The organism is Oligoflexus tunisiensis (assembly GCF_001748245.1).
Lineage (GTDB): Bacteria > Bdellovibrionota_B > Oligoflexia > Oligoflexales > Oligoflexaceae > Oligoflexus > Oligoflexus tunisiensis.
The window spans coordinates 1,073,601-1,093,181 of record NZ_BDFO01000001.1 but is presented as its reverse complement, the minus strand read 5'-3'; the positions used below and the strand labels follow the sequence as shown (position 1 = coordinate 1,093,181).

General features: G+C 56.4%; 16 protein-coding genes. 6 read left to right on the top strand and 10 right to left on the bottom strand.

The features are described 5' to 3' along the window. Positions 1-28: 28 nt before the first annotated feature. From OLTU_RS04815 to ubiE, 7 genes are read right to left on the bottom strand one after another with little or no spacing between them, the layout of a single operon-like run. Positions 29-1,282: a BaiN/RdsA family NAD(P)/FAD-dependent oxidoreductase gene (locus tag OLTU_RS04815; RefSeq protein WP_176736334.1), complete on the bottom strand. Its 1,254-nt coding sequence runs from the start codon at positions 1,280-1,282 to the stop codon at positions 29-31. Then, positions 1,269-2,642: an AMP-binding protein gene (locus tag OLTU_RS04810; RefSeq protein ID WP_141731621.1), complete on the bottom strand. Its 1,374-nt coding sequence runs from the start codon at positions 2,640-2,642 to the stop codon at positions 1,269-1,271. Before OLTU_RS04810 ends, OLTU_RS04815 begins: the two co-directional genes overlap by 14 nt. Next, on the bottom strand, positions 2,639-3,649 hold the full coding sequence (locus tag OLTU_RS04805) for an enolase-like domain-containing protein (protein ID WP_141731620.1): 1,011 nt from the start codon (positions 3,647-3,649) through the stop codon (positions 2,639-2,641). Before OLTU_RS04805 ends, OLTU_RS04810 begins: the two co-directional genes overlap by 4 nt. After that, positions 3,646-4,581 (bottom strand): 1,4-dihydroxy-2-naphthoate octaprenyltransferase, encoded by a 936-nt coding sequence (gene menA, locus OLTU_RS04800; RefSeq protein WP_141731619.1) that lies wholly within the window; start codon positions 4,579-4,581, stop codon positions 3,646-3,648. Before menA ends, OLTU_RS04805 begins: the two co-directional genes overlap by 4 nt. 3 nt (positions 4,582-4,584) lie before the next feature. Further along, on the bottom strand, positions 4,585-6,330 hold the full coding sequence (gene menD / locus OLTU_RS04795; RefSeq protein WP_141731618.1) for a 2-succinyl-5-enolpyruvyl-6-hydroxy-3-cyclohexene-1-carboxylic-acid synthase: 1,746 nt from the start codon (positions 6,328-6,330) through the stop codon (positions 4,585-4,587). 7 nt (positions 6,331-6,337) lie between these two features. Next, a complete protein-coding gene (locus tag OLTU_RS04790; protein ID WP_141731617.1) occupies positions 6,338-7,666 on the bottom strand; it encodes an isochorismate synthase in 1,329 nt (442 codons plus the stop codon). Further along, the gene (gene ubiE / locus OLTU_RS04785) at positions 7,663-8,370 is read right to left on the bottom strand and encodes a bifunctional demethylmenaquinone methyltransferase/2-methoxy-6-polyprenyl-1,4-benzoquinol methylase UbiE (RefSeq protein ID WP_141731616.1); all 708 of its coding nucleotides are present in this window, start codon (positions 8,368-8,370) and stop codon (positions 7,663-7,665) included. Before ubiE ends, OLTU_RS04790 begins: the two co-directional genes overlap by 4 nt. Before the next feature lie 223 nt (positions 8,371-8,593). Between ubiE and OLTU_RS04780 the strand changes: the two genes are divergently transcribed. The 6 genes from OLTU_RS04780 (at position 8,594) to OLTU_RS04755 (ending at position 17,399) form a co-directional block, all read left to right on the top strand. After that, a complete protein-coding gene (locus tag OLTU_RS04780) occupies positions 8,594-9,559 on the top strand; it encodes a polyprenyl synthetase family protein (protein ID WP_176736333.1) in 966 nt (321 codons plus the stop codon). Next, the gene (locus tag OLTU_RS04775; RefSeq protein ID WP_141731614.1) at positions 9,556-10,131 is read left to right on the top strand and encodes a GbsR/MarR family transcriptional regulator; all 576 of its coding nucleotides are present in this window, start codon (positions 9,556-9,558) and stop codon (positions 10,129-10,131) included. The genes OLTU_RS04780 and OLTU_RS04775 overlap by 4 nt, the downstream gene beginning before the upstream one ends. A gap of 74 nt (positions 10,132-10,205) precedes the next feature. After that, entirely contained in the window at positions 10,206-11,165 is a 960-nt protein-coding gene (locus OLTU_RS04770) for a hypothetical protein (protein ID WP_141731613.1), read from the top strand. 77 nt (positions 11,166-11,242) lie between these two features. Then, complete coding sequence (locus tag OLTU_RS04765) at positions 11,243-12,412, top strand: acyltransferase family protein (protein WP_141731612.1); 1,170 nt, start codon at positions 11,243-11,245, stop codon at positions 12,410-12,412. 114 nt (positions 12,413-12,526) lie between these two features. Continuing rightward, positions 12,527-14,995 (top strand): 7TM-DISM domain-containing protein, encoded by a 2,469-nt coding sequence (locus OLTU_RS04760; RefSeq protein ID WP_141731611.1) that lies wholly within the window; start codon positions 12,527-12,529, stop codon positions 14,993-14,995. After that, positions 14,964-17,399 carry a 7TM-DISM domain-containing protein gene (locus OLTU_RS04755; protein ID WP_218109841.1) on the top strand — a complete coding sequence of 812 codons (2,436 nt, stop codon included), beginning with the start codon at positions 14,964-14,966 and terminating at the stop codon, positions 17,397-17,399. The genes OLTU_RS04760 and OLTU_RS04755 overlap by 32 nt, the downstream gene beginning before the upstream one ends. On the opposite strand, the gene OLTU_RS04750 is transcribed toward OLTU_RS04755, so the two are convergent. The 3 genes from OLTU_RS04750 to thpR form a co-directional block, all read right to left on the bottom strand. After that, a complete protein-coding gene (locus tag OLTU_RS04750) occupies positions 17,400-17,834 on the bottom strand; it encodes a PaaI family thioesterase (protein ID WP_141731609.1) in 435 nt (144 codons plus the stop codon). 12 nt (positions 17,835-17,846) lie between these two features. Continuing rightward, positions 17,847-18,821 (bottom strand): 6-phosphofructokinase, encoded by a 975-nt coding sequence (gene pfkA / locus OLTU_RS04745; RefSeq protein ID WP_141731608.1) that lies wholly within the window; start codon positions 18,819-18,821, stop codon positions 17,847-17,849. A gap of 123 nt (positions 18,822-18,944) precedes the next feature. Continuing rightward, positions 18,945-19,505, bottom strand: a complete 561-nt coding sequence (gene thpR, locus OLTU_RS04740; protein WP_176736332.1) for an RNA 2',3'-cyclic phosphodiesterase — start codon at positions 19,503-19,505, stop codon at positions 18,945-18,947. Positions 19,506-19,581: the final 76 nt, after the last annotated feature.

The window sequence follows — 19,581 nt, the reverse complement described above, 5'->3', positions numbered from 1 at the left end:
TCAGGCGTAATTCATGGTGATGATTTCATCAGGCTTTCGGACTGTCACCCAGACTGTAAGCCATCGCCTGGGCGGCGAGCCATGAGCCCGTCCAGGCATTCTGGAAATTAAAACCACCGGTAATGCCATCGACATCAATGACCTCACCCGCCATGAAAAGACCGGGGCATACCTTGCTTTCCATCCGCCGAAAATCAATCTCCTCGCGAGCCACCCCACCGGCGGTCACAAACTCCTCCTTGAACACGCCTTTGCCTTCCACATTGAGCGGCGTAGCCGTCAAACGTCGCGCAATCTCCTGCAGCTGCTTCCTGCCAGTTTCCGCATAGAGCTGAGCCGCCGAAAGCCCCGACTCACGCAGGAGCGCCTCCCAGAAACGTCGGGTACATCCAAAAGGATTCTCATTGCTGACCTTCTTCTTCGGATGCTCCCGTCTCAAAGCATCAAGCCGTTCCAGAGCCGCTTCATACTTCAAAGGATATTCCCAGTTGATCAGCGCCTGAGCCTTGTAACCACTCGCAAAAAGCTCACGCGCCGCGAAAGCCGACAGCTTCAGAACAGCCGGACCACTCAAACCCCAATGCGTGATCAGACAGGGTCCTTCCTGCTGAAAATCCTGGGCCGCGCCTGGAATTTTCAACTGAATATGCACCCGCGGAAAACTGGTTCCTGATAATCCTTCCAGCAGAGGATCCTTGATTTCAAATGTGAAGAGCGAAGGCACCGGATCCACCAGGCGATGTCCAAGATCCCGCGCCAGCGTTTGACCAAAGGGCATACTGCCCGTGGCCAGCAGAACAAATCGTGAGCGCAGCACCGCACCATCCTTCGTATGCACAAGGAAGTGGTCATCCACTTTCTCAACCCGCTGAACGAGCGTCTTCAGGCGCAAGCCAACCCCGTGCTGCCTTGCCGTCTGCTCCAGGCAATCGATAATGGTCTGCGAGGAATTCGTGACAGGAAACATCCGCCCGTCCTCTTCCACTTTCAGCTCCACCCCATGCGCCGCAAACCAGGCAACGGTATCCCGGGGCTGAAAGCGATGAAACGCCCCGATCAGTTCCTTATTCCCACGCGGGTAACTCATCACCAGCCGCTTCGTATCAAACTGATGATGCGTAACATTACAGCGTCCACCACCCGAGATCTTGACCTTGGTCAGCACCCGCGGCGTCGCTTCCAAAATGATGACGCGGCTGCCCGGCCTGGCTTCCGCACAGGCTATGGCCCCAAAGAATCCGGCCGCACCACCACCGACCACGATCAGGTCAAAGTCTTCCAAGGTCCTGTCTCCAAATCAAAGCCAGCTCGCCACGTTCGAGGGCCTTTTCATAATAGCTGCGCGAGGGTTTGCTGATCTCATCGCTCGTGTGCCAATAGATGCGCCGAGGTCTTTGCACACCGGTCAGGTTTTTCTTCAGACGCTCCAGTATCAAATCCACCGCAGGACGAACAGCGGAACGCACCACCAGAATGGGAATGGTCCCATATTCCGCGTCCTGCCAGGGCAATGCTAAAAAATCCGCATGTTGCCGCAAGGGTTCCAACGGCTGAATGATATCAAGCGGCGCAACATTTTCCCCGGCCACTTGAAAGATGCCATCCGCCCGACCGAGAATGGTCAGACGACCCTGATCACACAGAATGCGATCCGGCAGCTGCATCCAGCCCTCCCTATCCTGCAAGGAAACAAAAGCCTGCCGCTGATAATAACCGCGAGCAGCCGCAGCCCCCCGTAGACACAAGGTTTCCCCCCCATGCTCATACTCCCAGCCTGGCAGAAGATGTCCAACATCACCTTCCTTCGAAGGCATCACACCGGGAGGAAGCGCCGTGCACTGAGCGGCGGTTTCACTCGATCCATAGGTCACCGATACCGGTAAACCTTGATCGATCGCATCCCGCATGAGATCCGGTGATGCCGGAGCCCCACCCAGCATGATGGCTTTGCATTGTCGCAACTGGGAGAGAACCTCGTGATCATGGAGCAACCGATAGAGCTGCATGGGCACAAGTGAGAGAAACGCCGGGCTCTGCTGACGCAAAACATCCGCAAGGGCTTTCGGTTCCGTCAGATGCCAGGTGACGCCGCCTCCCAGAAAACACCGCACGGCAATCTGCAGACCCCCAATATGCGCGGGATCCAGACTGAGCAGCCACGCATCACCGGGTTTCAAACCATAAAATTGATTGGTGGCCCGGGCTGAGCTGCTGAGACTTTTCCAGCTATGCATGATGGCTTTGGGCAAACCGGTGGAACCGGACGTGAAAATTCCAACAGCCAGAGCCTCAGCATCCCAATGAATGGAACCCTCGGCCTCCTCTTCAACCGGCATCGTGGACGCATCCAGACAGCCCTGCAGCGGCACCTGCTCCATCATCAGCTGGTGCTGCGCATCAGGCAGGCGATCCGGCAGTGGAAGCAGCGTGACCTTTTGCCAAAGAGCCGCGAAAAGAAACGCAAAGGTATCCAGTGCCGACCAGCCGCGCACCGCCCAGAAATCACCGGGTTTGGCACCACGATTTTTCAATAGCGTCGCATGCCGCCGCACCCGGCCTTCCAGTTCACGATAGCTGACGGCACCTTCCCGCGTTTGCCAGGCGATTTGTTCCGCACGAGCTGCGAAAAGATCCTGCATCATGCGTCCACCCTCGCAAAAGGCTGGCGCGGAATCGTCACGGAAGGAGCTGCCCACGCGCCACTACCCCAGATATCATCCGGCAAAAAGCGGCCCGTGCCAAAGCCAAGAGGCTGCGGATTCGCACAAAAAGCAGCATAGATCCAGGCCGAACAACGCAGGCTGAGTCCGGAATCAAAGGCATTGCTCAGAACACAGGGAATGTTCTCCGCTGCGGCCCTTTTCAATAAATAAACAGACCGCGCCAGCCCCAGACGACTCGGCTTCAAAATCCAGGCCTGCGCCGGCGGAGGTTCCGCCTTGTCCCAGAGACTTTCATCAAAAGCCACAGGTTCAAGTCCGGCCGCTTCCTCCCAATAAAGGATTGGAAGATCGCCCCCCCGCGTTTTCCAAAACATGACATCATCCGTGCTCATCCCGCGATTGGCATCCAGTCGCAACTGCAGTTGACCCGCTCCATGCCGCACGAGCCTTTGCAAAAATTCATACTCCTGCGCGGCTGCCTGACGCCCGACCTTGCATTTGAAGATGCGAAACCCGGCATCCCAAAGGTCGAGAAATTCCCGCCAGCCGGCATCCCCGTTCGGTGGAATCACCAAAAGCGCCGAACCCTCAAGGGTCATCGGCGCGGGCAGGGAATAGGCTTCGGGATTTTGTCTTTGGGCCCAGCTCAAGAGCAGCTGCTCCAGGGCGGTCTCCACCGAACTCATGAGCAGCTCCGGCTGATCGAACAGACCAAACCCAGGCTCGGTCCAGTTCCACTTTTCCATCAGCAAAGGCTTATCCAACAGCTGAGGTTCCACCACCTGATGCCAGAAGGCCAGCGCCTCCGACAGAGACTCGGGATGAACTCCCGGACAGGGGGCAAGTTCCGCCTGATGCGGAACACCCTGATCATCCCACGCTGTCATAATGCAGCGTGCACGCAGCGCGGCCGCACCTGTTCCCATCCGCAGGGGCCAGGACCAGGGCAGCTCTTCATGCCGCACGGTCAGGGATCGAAAGCTCATAAAAGAACCAGGCTCGCAAAGAGCATGGCGTAGAAAATATTGAAGAGGGCGGTCACCTTAAGGGCCTCATTCAAGAGCGCCCCTTCCCCCTGCAGTCTGGGAGTCACCCGACGCCGAATAAACGACAGAGCGAGCAGCCCCCAGGGGGCACCGATAATGACCTTGCCATGTTCGAATCCATAGAACGCCAGCATCATCGCGCTGCCGATCAGGAAATAGAGCGGGAGCTTGCGCGCGGTCTTTTCCGAAGTGAGCGTGGCGAGAGTATGCTTGCCGGCCGCCCGATCGCCATGACGATCGCGCAGATTATTGATCGCCATAATTGCCGCTGCAATCAAACCGGAACCAAGACCCCAGAGAGCCGTCTCCCAGATCACGCGGCCGGTGAGAAGATAGGTCGTTCCCATCACGGCGATCGGCCCGAAGAAGACGCAGGCCAAAACCTCACCCAGCGCATAATAAGCCAGAGGGAAGGGACCGGCTGTATAAAGATAAGCCGCAAGCCCACAGGCCAGGGCCACCAGTGGAATGACGGGAGCCGGATGCAGCGCAAAAAGTCCCAACACCACCAGAGCCGCGAGAGCAAACAGTGTGCGATACGCGCGACGCACCTGCTGCACGGTCAGGAGCCCACTCTGAACCACACGGATCGGTCCAAGACGTTCCCCCTTGTCCACACCTTTTTCCGCGTCCTTCGCATCATTCACAAGATTGGCCGCCCCCTGCAGCAGCACCACCAGAAGAATCGCGGCCAGAGCCGGCACGAGCACGGAGCCGTCCGTTGCCTGCAAATCGCCGAGATGCTGAATGCCAAAACTGATGCCGATGAACACCGGGCCCAGACCAGCCAGCAGAGTGGGAGGGCGTATGGCCTGAACAAGCGCACGCCAGGATCGAGGTTCCATCGTCGGTGCCGACACGGCAGTATTCATCGATTACTCCTGCTTTTTATAGGCCTGCACATACATCTGATCCGCCAGCGGATCCTGCTGACATTCGATCAGGCAGCTCGTCCCGGACCGCAGGGCTTTTTGATAAAGGTCACGGAAACGCAGGCGATCGCTGCAGTGCTCATAGGCAAGTCCTGCCATCTCAGCCACACCTTGAAAACGAAAGTGATGCGGCGTGGTGATCAAAGGATCCTTCACCCAGCCATGTGCCTTGATCGGCAGAAATTCAAAAATGCGTCCGCCGCTGTTGTTGACGAGAATAAGAATAATGGGCGCCGCTGTCTGCGGCAGGGACAGAATGGAATTCAAATCATGCAAGGCCGAAACGTCCCCGATGACAGCTGTCCAGGCATGCTCAGCTCCGGCCGCCAGACCCAGGGTGGTGGCCACCAGACCTTCGATCCCGTTGACACCGCGATTGGCTTCCACGATCGGCAGTCTTTTTCCGGTGAGATCACACCAGCTGTCAAAAGCGCGAATGGCCGTGGAATTCCCTAGAAAAAGCCCATGATCGCGGGTCGGCACCGCCGCGGCGATTTCCTGAGCCACATCGGCAAAACAAAAGCCCCGATACAAGGGCCTCGCGAGCTGCGTTCGCACGCGTTCCGAGGCGTTCCATAAAGCTTCATGGGCCGGCCTGGGAACAAAAGGAGTGTCGGGCCAAAGCTGGGCCAGACTCACCAGATCAATCATCACCTGACGACGCTCAGGCACGTGACCGGGATCCTGCACGGTGGCATCCGGAGTAAAAACCCAGTAGGCTCTCGGCTTCACTTTCTGCAAAAAGTTATCAAAGAACCCTGTCACCGCACGGCGCCCCAGGTAAATGCAGACATCCGGTCGGTATTCCGTGAGCGCTTCGCTCATGATGGGATGAGTCGGGTCCATCAATTCATGATCAAGTCGGCCCTTCACACCAGAGGTGATATCGGCAAAGCAGGGCCAGCCGAGTGAAGCCGCCAGCGATGCCGCAGCCCTTTGTTCGTCACGTCCCTGAATGCGTCCGAGGATGATGAGCCCTCGCTCGGCGGAACGCAGATCCTCGACCCAATCACGCGCGACCGCCGTCGTGAGACGCAGACTTTGCGTCAGAGGCGGCTGGACTTTCAGGCGTTGCACAAGGTCCTGAGCGGCCGTGAGATCCGCTGCCGTGGGGCGATCCGCTGTTTCCACGGGATCCAGCGGCAGGCGGAAGGGCAGATTCAAATGCACAGGTCCCTGCCGGCCTTCGCAGCTGATTTCGACGAGCATGCGGGCATAGGAAAGCCAGGCCGCGAGGTCCATGGTGGGACCCGGCGCAGGAAAATCCAGACTTTGTTTCACGAAGGGGCCGAAGAGCTGGCGTTGATCGATCACCTGCTGCGCCCCGGCATAAACCATTTCAAAGGGACGATCCGCGGTCAGCACGAACAGGGGGATTTGATCGGTTTTGGCTTCAATCAGCGCAGGCAAATAGTTCGCACCAGCCGTACCGGACGTGCAAACCAGGACAGCCGGACGCCGCGTGGCCTTGGCAAAACCCAGCGCTTCATAGGCGCCGGCCCGTTCATCCATGCAGGACTTGATATAAAGATCCGGACAAGCCTGCAGAGCCGCAATGAAAGGCGCATCGCGATAGCCAGGCGACACAAAAAAACCACGGACGCCAAGCTGAGCTAATCCGTGGACGAGCAGGGAGCTGGCGAAGGTATTCCAGTTTTGCGTCAGCCAGGGCTTGACGGTCGATTCCATAAGCGACTCACTTTGAAGCGTCCTCGGCCTTGAAAAAGCCCAGGAAGTTTTGCATTTTGGCTTCTATTTCCAGCCACTCTGCATCCGCATCGGAGCCAGGCACGATGCCGGCACCTGCGTAAATCCACAGTTTTCTGTCGGCGACCAGGGCGGAGCGGATGCCAATGGCCACATCACCATGATCGCCCTGGAAGACCCCGATGCCGCCTGCAAACCAGCCGCGATCATATCCTTCCGTTTCGAGCATGAAATCAAGAGCCGGGCGGCGCGGATATCCTCCCACCGCCGGCGTGGGATGCAGAAGCGGCAGGAGTTCCGCAGGCCGACGTCCAGGCGGCATTTCACCTTCAAAACGCGTGCGCATATGCTGCACGTGCTGCAAGCGAATGATGGCCTGCTCTTCCACCGGAACAAAAGTCACGCCTTCCGCCTGCAGAAGATCGGTAATCGCCTGGCGCACAAGCTGATGTTCATTCTGTTCCTTGGGCGACTGCTGCATATCATCCGAATAAGCCTGATCGCCAGATGCGGAAAGGCTCCGGCGCCGTGTGCCGGCAATCGCGTCCAACTGAAAGCGGCGCCCCTGCCAGGCCAAAAGCCGTTCGGGAGAGCGCCCCATAAAACAGCGGCCTTCCGGACTCTGGCAGGCAAAAATAAAGGATTCCTCCTGCAGCGTCAGTAGCTGGCGCAAGAGATCCGCTGTCTGCAGTTTTTCCGAAAACTCAAGGCACACCCGCCGACTCAGGACCACCTTGTCAAAGGCTCCGTTCCTCATGCGTTCGTGCGCCTGGCTCATGATCGTATGCCAGCGTTCCGGCTGGGGATGACTCACAAGCTGCGTATAGGCCGGCCTTGCTCCCGGTGAAGGGGACGCATGCAGGGCCTGATAAAAGTGCCAGGCTTCGGCGATCCAACGCGCTTTCCAGCTGTCATCATTCTGCGCGCGAGCCAAAGGACAGGTGATTTCCAGCACCGCCGCGTCCTCGCTCTGGCGCCACAGGAACTTCGGAACAAACCAATGCGCGTGCGTGAACTCCGCCCACTCCGAATGCGACTGACGCGCCGCAGCAAACGGAAATCCACCACAGATGGTCAGCTGCGGATCGATATCCGCCGCCATCAATTCATCAAAGGAAATTTCTTCGGCGAGTCCCCAGGCCGCGAACCAGGCGGAGGCCTCCTTGCTTTTCCAGAAAAAAGCCCAGTCGGGCGGCAGACGCAAAAACGCTTCCTCAGGGACGCGATCGGACAAGGTGAGACGCGCCTGTAAAAACCGGCCGGCTTCCCGCCACTGCCAGCCCGCGCGTTCGAAGTCCCTCAAACTTGACAGCTTCAAGGCTTGTCACCCCGATAGAGATGGACAATGCCGCCGCTCATCGGGCGATACTGAGCATCCGTGAATCCAGCATTGGTCAAGAGTTCAGAAAAGGCCGCACCGTAAGGAAATTCCTCGATCGTTTGATTCAGATAGGAATAGGCTGTGGCGTGACCGGAGAGCATGCGGCCGAGACCTGGCAGAATGCGCCTCAGATAAAAAAGATGCGCGGAACGCAAAAGGACGCTCTGCGGCAAACCAAATTCCAAAATCAGACAGCGTCCGCCCGGTTTCAGCACGCGATAGATTTCACTTAAACAGAGTTTAACGTCCGCGACATTCCGAATACCAAAGGAAATCGTGACAGCGTCAAACGATGCATCAGAATACGGAATCTTTTGGGCATCGCCGACATCCAAAGTAATTTTGTCGCTCAGCCCGGCTGCCGCGATCTTCTCGCGCCCCTTGGCTATCATGCCTTTCGATAAATCGAGACCGCGAACCTTCTGCACATGAGGATTTTTGATCAGCTCCAGCGCCACATCACCTGTGCCGGTGGCGAGATCAAGAACAGTCAAATTCAGTCGTTGCGGCAAGGTGCGGCGCATGGCGCGCCGCCAGAGGCGATGAAGGCCTCCGGATAACACGGTATTAATAAGGTCATATCGACCTGCAATGGCATCAAAGATTCGATAGGATTCTATTTTCGCATGGGGCAGAGGCATGGGTCCGGATTCCCTATGTCGTTGTTCACGACTATATAAACCTTTTGCAAGAGCCCCTTCAACCAAAATCCCGGCCTTGCGTTCCAGCGAATGCGAACGACAATTCGGTTTTTTAAGGAAGGGACTTGCCTTCAAGCCGGGATCGAGGAATAAATAGAGACGCCAGAACCAGGGGTCTTCCTCTGGTTCAATATTTCATGAACTCTGGCCGCAGGATCTTTGTGTGACTATTGTATCGATTGCCCACGCCATATCACCAGCTGTGTTGAACAGTATTCAACGGCTCGACTTTAGTCTGAGTGAATGGCAGCGCAACCCGCGCATTGGCAATTTGCTGGGCAAGACAGTCCTGTCCGGTGGCAAGAGGCTACGGCCTCTCATGACCTTTATGATGGCGGACCTTCTCGGCGTCCCGCATGCCACGATCGAACCCTTCAGTCGCTATATTGAATTGGTGCATGCTTCCACCCTGGCCCACGATGATGTGATTGATAATGCCGAATACCGTCGCGGCGAACCTTCCATTAACATTGTAGCCAGCAATAAGCAGGCCGTCCTTGCGGGAGATTACCTGCTGGCTTATGTGCTCCAGGAAATCGCTCAAACAGGGCGCAACGATCTGGTCAGTGAAATGGCGGCGATCATTGCCGACCTGGCTGAAGGGGAATGGCTGCAGATTGAAAACAGCGTGAAGAGGGATCTCACCCGGGCCGATGTGGAGCGCGTGGCGTTGAAAAAAACCGGCAGCGTTCTGCGCTGGAGCTGTGCCGCTCCCGCTTTGCTGGCCTATCCGAACGGCTATCTTCTGCCGGAAGCGCGCCGCCTTGGGGAAGCGATCGGCATCGCCTTTCAGATGACCGACGATATTCTGGATTTCAAACGTCGCGATGGATCCGAAGGGGCCGATATCAAAAACCGCGTGATCAACGCCGTGATATTTGAAGCTCTGTGCCTGACTCATGATCGCGAGCAATTGGATATGACGCGCATCGATTCAATTGAACCCGAGCCGCGGACCCTCGACCTGGCGATTGAGCGCGTGCGCCAGCGGGTGGATCACCTGGTGGGGGAAGCCAACACGCTCCTGGAAATGCTTTCCGAGGCAACGGAAAGCCGTCGCGGGCAAAAAGATCCACAGTCTCTTGCTGCGCTTAAAGTTCTTGTGAATTATCTGGCCCAGCGGATATGACGAAAAAAGACGATCAGCGTGTCCTCACGGAACTCGAAGAATTTGCCTCGGAAGTTGGGCAATTCATGGAGTATTGGGGATTCAAGAAAGTTCACGGACAGATCTGGTGTCATATTTATCTGTCGCAGACACCTTTGGATGCTGCGGAACTCATGCGGCGGCTGCGCATTTCCAAAGCCCTGGTGAGCATTTCGCTGAAGGAGCTTTTGGATTTTGCCGTGATCGAGGAAGCGGGTAAAAGCGAGCGCGGAACCCGTCTTTACAAGGCCCGTGAAGACCTGGGCGCCACCATTCTCGATACCCTGCGTCGCCGCGAACGCAAGATGATGGCCCGCATTCGCACCTCCCACTCCCTTCTGGAGCGTCTCGATCCTCAGGAATTGCAGGACCATGGCGTGGAACGGCAGAAAGTGGCCCTGCTCGGCATGCTCATCCGTATCGTGGAGCAAAGTCTGGATCAGATGATCAAAAGACAAAGTGGTTCTGTATTCGATCTGCTGGGTATGCTTTCTCAGAGCTTCGTGCCTCAGTCTCCGCCGAATACTCCGCCTCAACGCCCCGAAATTACTTAATAATTGGCACATTATCAAGGAAACTACCCAGGCGACCGATCTTAATAAGGTAGGGAACCGTAAGAGGAGTCCGTATGCGACCGACATACCTGCTGGTATGCTCAGCTCTGCTTTTGAGTTGTGCCCCAGGCGATTCATTCAAGCCTTTCCAGCCAACCAAACGCGAAAACAAAAGCGGGTCGGCTCAGCCTTTGGGCAGTGATGCGATTCCTGTTCCCTCCGAACCAGGTGAAATCCTTATGCCGCCTCCGGATGATCCCGAGGAGGAGGAGAAGGCCATTGAGCCCGCGATCATCGGCGGTGCCTATCTCTATTGTGATGCGAATGAAAAGAAGGATGATAAGGCACCGCCCGAGCCGATGAATGTCGGCTGCCGGATCGGGAATGTGCCGGATGATGAGTGGTTGAGTGCTGACAAAAATATGATGGTTATGAACAACCTCGACAGCACCATCGCCCCGAGTGTCGTGACAGCTCTGCCGAAGGGCAGTCCCTATCATATGATTTTTGATTCAGACCGCAGTCTGCAAAATAACGTGGAGCTGCATGTCGAAGTCATGCTTCCCCAGGGCTTTTTGCAGATGTCCACCACCGTCAATCCCGGGTCTTTGAAGGCCATTGAGCAGCGCATCGGCAAAGGCCTGGCGCTTTTTGCCTCCACGGGTTCCGCAGGGGACTGGCCTGGCATGGATCGTAAAACCTGGAATCTCTGGATGCCGCTGAAGATTCCGAGGTATATCAGCAACTATGCCCCCGGTGGGTCCAATGCGGGACAAGGTCCAGGCGCGGATCAGCCCAAGGATAAGATCGAGCTGATCTTCGATGAAACGGTCTGCACCTATTCGGTTCGGGAGGGCAAACCCGAAGGCATCAAGGGTGCGAAGCCCGAGGACTTTATCTTCGAGTCGTGCAGCCGCAACTGGAATCCTGATGAGTGGGTCCGGGTCAAAACCCTGACTTTGCAGATAAAAGCTGCGGAAGGCGCTGGACGCGCCACGCGGACTGCGGGTGTGGTCCTGCAAACCGCACCCTGATCAGCCTATGATTCGCACTCTGATGCAAGCACCTCCGCGGAATTTCCACTAGGATCTCCGCGGAGGAAGCACGCACAATGTCCGAAATCCCAGCCAAGCCGGCTGCGCAAGGCCATATTCCGGCCCTGGATGGTATCCGGGGTCTTGCCATTCTTATGGTCCTCTGCGTGCATTTCTTTGTGACGTTTACACCACAAAATTTTTTCGAGCTCAGCCTGCAGAAGCTCAGCGGCTATGGAACCCTCGGGATCGACCTCTTCTTTATGCTGTCCGGTTTTCTCATCACCGGCATCCTCATGGACACCAAAGCGGATGCTCAGTACCTCCGCAATTTCTGGGTGCGACGCTTCCTTCGAATCTTTCCCCTTTATTACCTGGTCCTCCTGCTCGTCATGCTCGTGCTTCTGCTTTTGCCTGAGGCTTTGCAACCCGCTTACGCCAAAGTCTGGGATGCCATGCCCTGGGCCTGGACCTATCTTTTGAATTTTTACATAGCCGCCGAAGGCAGCTGGTCCGTTCCCTATATTGGACATTTCTGGTCGCTCGCTGTGGAAGAGCAGTTTTATCTGGTCTGGCCTTTGCTTGTTTACCGGCTGGCGGAACGGCATCTGATGCACCTCTGCGCGGCTCTCGTGATCCTTTCCACAGCTTTTCATTTCTGGATGGACGTCAACGGCATCAGCAAGGTTTCGATTCACGTGCTGACACCCTTGCGTTTGAATGCGTTGTGTCTGGGTGCCTGGCTTGCCATCTGGCTGCGTCAGCCTTCGGTTGTGGTTCAAGGCAAGGTGGTCCTACGACGCTGGGCCGCCTGGCTGTTTGGGGCGTCCCTCCTGACGAAGATTGCGATCATCGCCCTGGTGCAGATGAATCCTTCCATGGACGAGGCCGCGGAAGCCTTCCGGACTTTGTCGTGGCTTGGCTTTTTTGCAGCTTTGCATCTGGGGGCTGTGGCTCTGCCGAAGACGTCGCTCCTGAATCGTGGCCTCTGTCTGAAGCCTTTGCGCTTTCTTGGAAAATACAGCTATGGAATTTATGTGTTCCACCACTTTCTGTCCTGGCCCGCCTATCAGTATCACAGCATTGACTGGCTCACGAGCAGTCTCGGCCATCAGACGCCAGCTGTCCTGGTGAATGCCGCCATCGGCATCAGCGTGGCCATACTCGGCGCCTGGATCAGCTACCACCTCTTTGAGAAGCACTTCCTGCGTTGGAAGGATCGCCTCGCTCCCCGTGTCACCTCCTAAGGCGGCAAAATCTGCCGACCATGCCTGCCTGGGCTCGGCAACACTTTCCTCAGCAGGACCGATAAACTGAAAGAGGATCCTCATCGCTTTTTTTAAAAAAGGGCGTTCGTGCGCATGCGATGGAAACTCTGCAAATCTCTGCAGTTCTGCCTGCTTATGGGCAGTCTCTGGTTTTTGACCAGCGGCTGCGATCATGAGCAGCTTTATGATTTGCAAGGTTCCAAAACTTATACTCTGATGCCGGAAGGCCTCGATGAGCCCCTTTCCTTTGAAGCGATGAAACAGAATGAAAATTTCCTGCCGCCGAACCGGATCGATCATCTGGATGCGTTCCAGGCGGTCTGGCTTCGCTATGAGGTCCCGGCGGAAGCGCTTGATCAGCGTTCGGTTTTGATGCTGGGTTTCTGTGGCAATGTGGACAAGGTCTACTGGGGCGAACGAATGCTGGCGGACTTTCAGCTCAAGAGCAACTTCAACCTCGAACTGAACCGCAACAACAAACCCTATTTCCTTCTGCCCATGGATCAGGGTCCGCAGCCGCTTTACTTCCGCATCCTCCGTTCCCATCGCACGGCCTTTCAACTGGACTGCCGCGAGGTTCGCATCGGGAATGAGGTGACCGTCGTAAGGCGGTTTGCAACCTTCCAGGCTTTTGAAACGCTCACGTCCATGGTCATGCTCTTTCTGTGTGCGATCAGCCTTATGGTCTGGCTCTTTAAGATGCAGAGGACCATACTCCTCTTCGGTCTCTTTTCCGGCTCGGTCGGTGCCACCTTCTTCGCCGTGTCCCATCCGGTTCACTTCGCGTTGCCGGGCATTCCCTGGCTGCTCCACGTCTGGCATTTTGCGGTGATGATAGCTCCGGCGGCCTTCATGTTCTTCTTTTATCATGTGCTCCCGACGCCGATTCCAACCCTGCGCGTGCTGGCCTGGGTGAACATCGTGCCGACCCTGGTGGGTGTGGCCCTCTTCGCCAGCGGTTATGATCAGCATTTGGAACGCCTGCGTATCCTCTTCTTCCAGTTCCTGGGTCCCCAGCTGATCGTGGTCGCCATTCTTTGTCTGCCGCTGCTGATCCGGGCGCCTTCACCGGCTCCGATCCTGACCCTGGGGCTGATCGTGCTTTTCCTTGGTACGGCGGTGGATATCGCGAGCCTGCTCCTCGGCTGGCCCTTCTTTGAAGCCACCTGCCTCGCTCTCATATTTTTTATGGGAACACTGATCACCTATCTGATTCAAATCTATATCGATCGGGAGCGCAGCCTGGAAGTCGAGCGCACCCGGAGTCTCGAGGAATACAGCCTGAAACTGGCCGAGGAGGTCGAGCTGAGATCCCAGGTCCTTCAGGTCAAGACTGAAGAACTCGAACAGTCGAATTTTGATCTGGAAGAAAAGAATATCCTGCTCAGCATCAGTCACAAGCGGCTTGAGGATTTGATTGGCCAGAAGGATGCTCTTTTGAAAAAGGTGGCGGAAATCAGCAGCGATATTCTGCCGAGCCTGACGGATGGTCTGAAGCAGCTTTATGAGCAGCGCAATAAAACGGCTCTGCAGAATCTCAGCATTGAAGTCCATAAAATCGCCAGCCAGCTCGAGCCGGTGGCTCGCTTGCACAGCACCAGCGAGGCGCTCAGAAGCCGGCGCATCTGGCTTTTGGAGCCGGAAAAGCAGCTTCTGATGGTCACCAAGATGGCCCTCGGCGGCAGCCGTGTCGATATCCGTTCCTTCATGAAACCTGATGAATTTACCGAGGCCATGTCCCAGGAGCAGCCGGATCTGACCGTGATCAGCACCGACTTTACCGGCATTCCTTCGCTCGTGCACAGGCAGTTTCCGTCCGTGGCGACCGTGCTCACCACGCGTCATGAGCTGAGCCAGCACATTGACCTTCTGGCGGAAAATCCGGGTCTCTGCCATGTCATTTACCAGGATGATGAGGAGCGTGCCCTGACCCAGAAAAACCTTCTGGTTACCGTAACGAAGATACTCAGCAACGATATTTTCGGTTTGGAGAAGTATCTGAACTGGGGTGTGGACGTCAAGGAATACATCATCACGTCGAGTCAGAATCGGGCTCAGTATCTGGAAGTGGTGGAAAGTGAGCTGACCAAGGCCGGGATCATGACCTCCCATATCCGCAATGCGACGATGATCACCGACGAAATTCTCATGAATGCCATCTATGACGCTCCCGTCGATCGCAAGACCGGCCTTTCGAAATACAATCACCTGTCGCGCCGGGTGGCGGTGGAGCTGGAACCCACGGAATACGGCAAGCTGCGTTTTGCCTTTGATGGTTCGACCATTGCGCTCTCCGTGGATGATCCATTTGGAGCCCTGAAGCGCGAAACCATCACGCGCTATCTGAAATCCTGCTTTGATGGACACTTCGGCAAGATCAATGAACATGAAGGCAAAGGCGGTGGAGGCATGGGCCTCTTCCAAATCATCTCCACGGCGGATCTGATGATCACGAATATCAAACCGGGAGAACGGACGGAGATCATTGCTCTGATCAATGTGATTGGCAAAACCCAGGTCCGCAAACGGCATGGGTCGTTTCATTATTTTGTGGAAAGGTGAAGGCTTGGTCTTCCTCAGGCGTTACAACCTGCTCGCATTGCTTCTTCTGCTTCTGACAGGGCCGATCGCCTGTCGGCAGGGAGGCACGTTTGATTTGCGGCAGGGTGAGCCTGTGCTTTGGTTTTATGACAGCAACAATGTGTTCCAAACACCTCCCCCTTCCGGGACGGGCTGGCAGGAGGTGACCGAGGAATCCGTTGATGACAAGCCCATCAATTCCAAAGCGCGCGCGTGGTTCGCCTATTCCCTGCCCGAGGACCCTGCGCTGCACTATTTGATTCTGACCAAATGCACCAACATCATCCGGATTTTCCAGGATCAGGAGTTGATTCTGGAACGCACGCCGGAGGTGAGCTGGCCCAATAGCGTTCGCATTATTCAAGGGCAGCCCTTCCTGATCCTGCCGCGACCCGAACGCCCCTCGCAGGTGATCGTGGAGACGTTCTATTCGGACAAGAACGGCTATCAGCCCACCTGCCACACGTTGAACGTGAGCGAGCAGGATATGGCCCTCTATCAATTCCTGGCCACGGACATCGCCGACCTCACCGCGGGCTCCATCGTGCTGTTCATGGGCATTGGCGGCTTTCTGCTCTATCTCATCAAAGGCGGCCGCGTTCTGCTCTACTTTGGTCTTTCGGCCTGTGCCATGAGCATCACCTATATCACCGGCACGGACCTGGTTTATGTTCTCTTCTCTCATACACCGCTCTGGCGCCTGATCTGGCATCTGCTGCTGGCGCTGGCCCCGGTTCCTTTCTTCCTCTTTATCGAAGAGATCATGCCCACACGGCAGAAGATTGGACATAAACTGGCCCTTCTCAATGCCTGCATCTTTGTCTTCTTCCTCGGCTCCTGGCTTTGGAGTGACTCGCTCAGCTTTGATGGCTTGCGGCGCAATTACTATAAGGTTCTGATCGTTCAGGTTTTGATTTTCCTGCCCTTTGCCTTGCGGGCCATGTTTGAAAAATCCCAGTTCGGCGCCCGGCTTGGGGTCAGCCTCGTCGTGCTCACGGTGGCATCGCTCCATGATATCGGCCAGCTTTTGTTTTCCGATTCGGCTCGCGGCATGCTCTTCCCCTGGGCCCTGATCGCTTTCATCAGCATCCTGCTCTCGATCATGATTCAAAAGACCATTCAGAATGATGCAGAAATTCAACGCGCCAAGGCCAAGATCATTGCCGACCGCAACCGCACGCTCCAGGCTGAAGTGGACCGGCGCACGGCGGACCTCAACCGGCGGAACAGCGAGCTGGAGCGTCTGCATCTGGAGCTTGAGGATCATCATGAGGCTCTGGCCAACCAGAAGGAAAAGGTTGCGCTCATTGCCCGGGACAAGGATGCGATTCTGAGCCGCATCGCGGATCTGCGCAATCACACGATCCCGAAAGTCTTCAGCTGCCTGCAGCAGCTCCATGTGGCCTTTGATAATGCGTCCTACACGGACCTTGAGAGACATATCAGTCTGCTGACCCGCACCCTGGAGCCGGCAGCCCAGCTCTATGAAAAGAGCCATTCCATAAGCAAAAAGCGCCTTCTGATCCTGGATGCCGATCGCAAGCATCAGCGGATCTATCGCATGGCGATCGGCGGCAGCAAGGTCGAGCTTCAGCTGGCGGAAAACCCGCAGGAATTTCTGCAGCTCATGAGAGAGCATGCCTTTGATCTTCTGGCCCTGCATCACAGCTGGCTGAGTCTGACACCGGAAATCATCCGGACTCATCCGAACACCCGCATTGTGGTGATGTCGTCCGAGGATACCCTGAAAAACCTCGCCATGATGCGACAGAACCCGCATGTGGCCCATATCATTCCCTTGAACCTGCCGCGTCTCATGCTGCAGCAGATTCTCCTGATTCATTTAAGCAAGCTTCTGACCCGTGATATATTTGGAATCGAAAAGTATCTGGCCTGGGGTTTCGAGGTGAAGGAAAAACCTCTGCCGGCGATGGAGCAGCGGGATTCCCTGGTGCAGCAGCTGCGCGAGGATCTGGAACGCATGGGACTTGAAGGCGAGAGCATCGAGGACATGGCCGAGATCACCAGCAGTCTTTTGAGCCTTAAGAAAGCCCATGCCATGGTCGCGAACTCAAACCCACAGACCATCAGCACGCCGCTCCAGCAGCTGCGTTATGGTTTCGATGCGAGCCTTGTGGCCATATCCATGGACCTGCGCGGCCAGCTTTTGAGCCAGCAGGAACTGATCGTCTTTTTGGAAGAGCATATTCAGGAGGGTGAGGGCCGCCGCTCGCTGCCAGGTCTTTCGCGCCTGATGCAGCTGGCTGATGCCCTGATACTCAATAGCGACGGTGATCGCCGCCATGAAATCATTGTGCTGATTTTTCTGGAAAAGAAGGACCCCGGCCATCAACCAGCCGCCTGGTTCCATTTCGAAACCCGCTGATCAGCCGGGACGTTCCACCACAGCCACCGTCAAGGTCACCCGCGCCACCAGCTTTTCGCTGCGTTGATCGCGTATTTCCGTTTCCCAGATCTGCGAACGCCTTCCGACATGGACGGCCTGCACGCGGGCCCGGAGAACATCACCGGGTTTGGCCGGACGCAGATGCAGGGCCTGCAGATTCTGGCCGACGACGGCGAGCGCAGGATCCTTGAGGCTCAGATTGCCAGCCACCGAACCCATGCCCTCCCCCACCAGACAGGAGAAGCCGCCATGCATGATGCCATGCGGCTGCAGCATGGCATCACCGACCGTGAATTCCGCTGTGATGCTGTTCTCTCCAATGTCCACGAAGTTCAGGCCGATACTGGATTCAGCCTTGGGTCGCCAGTCCCGATTCAAAGACGCCAGATCGATCGAAGCAGGGAAAAGACCCATCCCCACGCCCTTTCATAGTGCGAGTACATTCAGAAGATCCAAAAGACTGCGATCAAAATCATTGCGCTTGCTCAGACACTCGTTCAGAGGAGCGATCGCGAATTTTCCATCGCGCACCACGGTGGCTACAGCCTTTTCCCCTTGCACGAGGGCCTTGACCGCCATGTTCCCCATGAAGGAACCGAGGAAACGATCCCGCGGCGATGGGTTGCCGCCCCGTTGAATATGCCCGAGAATACAGAGCTTGGTTTCCAGTCCGTAAGCTTCCTGCAGTTCCTTTTGATAGACGTGACTCAGGCCTTCCTTTTCCCCTTCCGCGACGATGATGATGGACGATTTCTTGCCACGCGTCACACCGCGTTTCACAGTATAAGCGACCGAGGCCAGGTCCACTTTCAAATCAGGGAAGATCACGGCTTCCGCACCTGTGGCAATCGCCACCGTGATGGCGATCAGACCCGATGAGCGTCCCATCACTTCCACCAGGAAGGTGCGATCATGCGAGGTAGCGGTATCACGAATTTTATCGATGGCTTCCACTGCGGTATTCAGAGCGGTGTCAAAGCCGATGGAAAATTCGGTTCCTTCGATATCATTGTCGATGGTTCCCGGCAGACAGGCGACCGGGATGCCATGTTCCTTGTGCAGAAGAGCGGCGCCATTGAATGAGCCATTGCCGCCGATCACGATCAGACCGGAAACGCCCAGGTCCTTCAGGAACTCGGCGGCCTGCGTCCGGTATTCGGCCTGCATAAAGCGGGACGAACGGGATGTGTAAATGATGGTCCCTCCGCGCTGGATGATATTGCCGACTGAGGACAAATCCAGATGAGCGACGGATTTATCGAGCAGACCTTCGAATCCCTTGTAAACGCCGTATACATCGATGCCTTCAAAATAGGCGCTACGCACCACCGAGCGAATGGCTGCATTCATGCCGGGGCCGTCACCACCACTGCAAAGCACAGCTATCGATTTCTTCGTCATACTTTCTCCGCACAAGCGAGTTCCGGGGAACCAATCTTTTACACTCCCCGTTGTAATCCTTCCAGACTTTCCTCTCAACAGCTTTAGCGGCAATGCCTACACCGATGAAGCTTCAGCGAACGACTATACCGTAAATCGGGTCAGGACCTCGTACAAAGGCCCAGGCGCATGATCCCTGGCGCCAGAACGCCGCTTCATGAGGACATACTCTTCACAGGTGAAGCGACCCCAGGCGCGTTCCGTCAAGGGTGTGAGCGCCTCCATCAGCGCATCGGCATCCCCTCGTTTGAAGCGGGCAATGGTCAGATGAGGCGTAAAGGCCCGGCGTTCCGGTTCAAAGCCCAGCCCCTGCACCTGCTCCTCGAGACTCTGTTGCAGGTCGATCAGCTCGGGCCACATGGTCTCCAGATCAATCCACAGCACGCCGCGATCCCGGTGCGGCGGAAAAGTTCGGACACCCTGCAACTCCAGGGAAAACGGCGTGAAGGGCAGGCTCCAGTCCTGGACCGCTGCCAGCAGTCGGGTCATGGCTTCGTGCTGCAGGCCCCCGATAAAACGCAGGGTCAGATGGAAATCCTCGGGATGGACCCACTGCACGGATGGCCATTCCTTGCGTAAAGGGGCCAGATCCGCGGCGAGTTGCGCCTTCAGATCAACAGGGATGGGAATTGCGAAGAACGCCATACAAGGTTCCCCCATGATGTCTGCAGCATGACGGGATCAGGGGGCTTTGACAAGGGGCTATCCATGATTTTTGCGC

Bases quoted from the DNA above. Each gene is read 5' to 3' on its own strand.
- OLTU_RS04765 (WP_141731612.1), top strand. From the start codon at position 11,243: ATGTCCGAAATCCCAGCCAAGCCGGCTGCGCAAGGCCATATTCCGGCC.
- thpR (WP_176736332.1), bottom strand. From the start codon at position 19,505: ATGGCGTTCTTCGCAATTCCCATCCCTGTTGATCTGAAGGCGCAACTC.
- OLTU_RS04805 (WP_141731620.1), bottom strand. From the start codon at position 3,649: ATGAGCTTTCGATCCCTGACCGTGCGGCATGAAGAGCTGCCCTGGTCC.
- OLTU_RS04760 (WP_141731611.1), top strand. From the start codon at position 12,527: ATGCGATGGAAACTCTGCAAATCTCTGCAGTTCTGCCTGCTTATGGGC.
- OLTU_RS04750 (WP_141731609.1), bottom strand. From the start codon at position 17,834: ATGGGTCTTTTCCCTGCTTCGATCGATCTGGCGTCTTTGAATCGGGAC.
- menD (WP_141731618.1), bottom strand. From the start codon at position 6,330: ATGGAATCGACCGTCAAGCCCTGGCTGACGCAAAACTGGAATACCTTC.
- menA (WP_141731619.1), bottom strand. From the start codon at position 4,581: ATGAATACTGCCGTGTCGGCACCGACGATGGAACCTCGATCCTGGCGT.
- OLTU_RS04775 (WP_141731614.1), top strand. From the start codon at position 9,556: ATGACGAAAAAAGACGATCAGCGTGTCCTCACGGAACTCGAAGAATTT.
- pfkA (WP_141731608.1), bottom strand. From the start codon at position 18,821: ATGACGAAGAAATCGATAGCTGTGCTTTGCAGTGGTGGTGACGGCCCC.
- OLTU_RS04770 (WP_141731613.1), top strand. From the start codon at position 10,206: ATGCGACCGACATACCTGCTGGTATGCTCAGCTCTGCTTTTGAGTTGT.
- OLTU_RS04810 (WP_141731621.1), bottom strand. From the start codon at position 2,642: ATGATGCAGGATCTTTTCGCAGCTCGTGCGGAACAAATCGCCTGGCAA.
- ubiE (WP_141731616.1), bottom strand. From the start codon at position 8,370: ATGCCTCTGCCCCATGCGAAAATAGAATCCTATCGAATCTTTGATGCC.
- OLTU_RS04755 (WP_218109841.1), top strand. From the start codon at position 14,964: ATGGGTCGTTTCATTATTTTGTGGAAAGGTGAAGGCTTGGTCTTCCTC.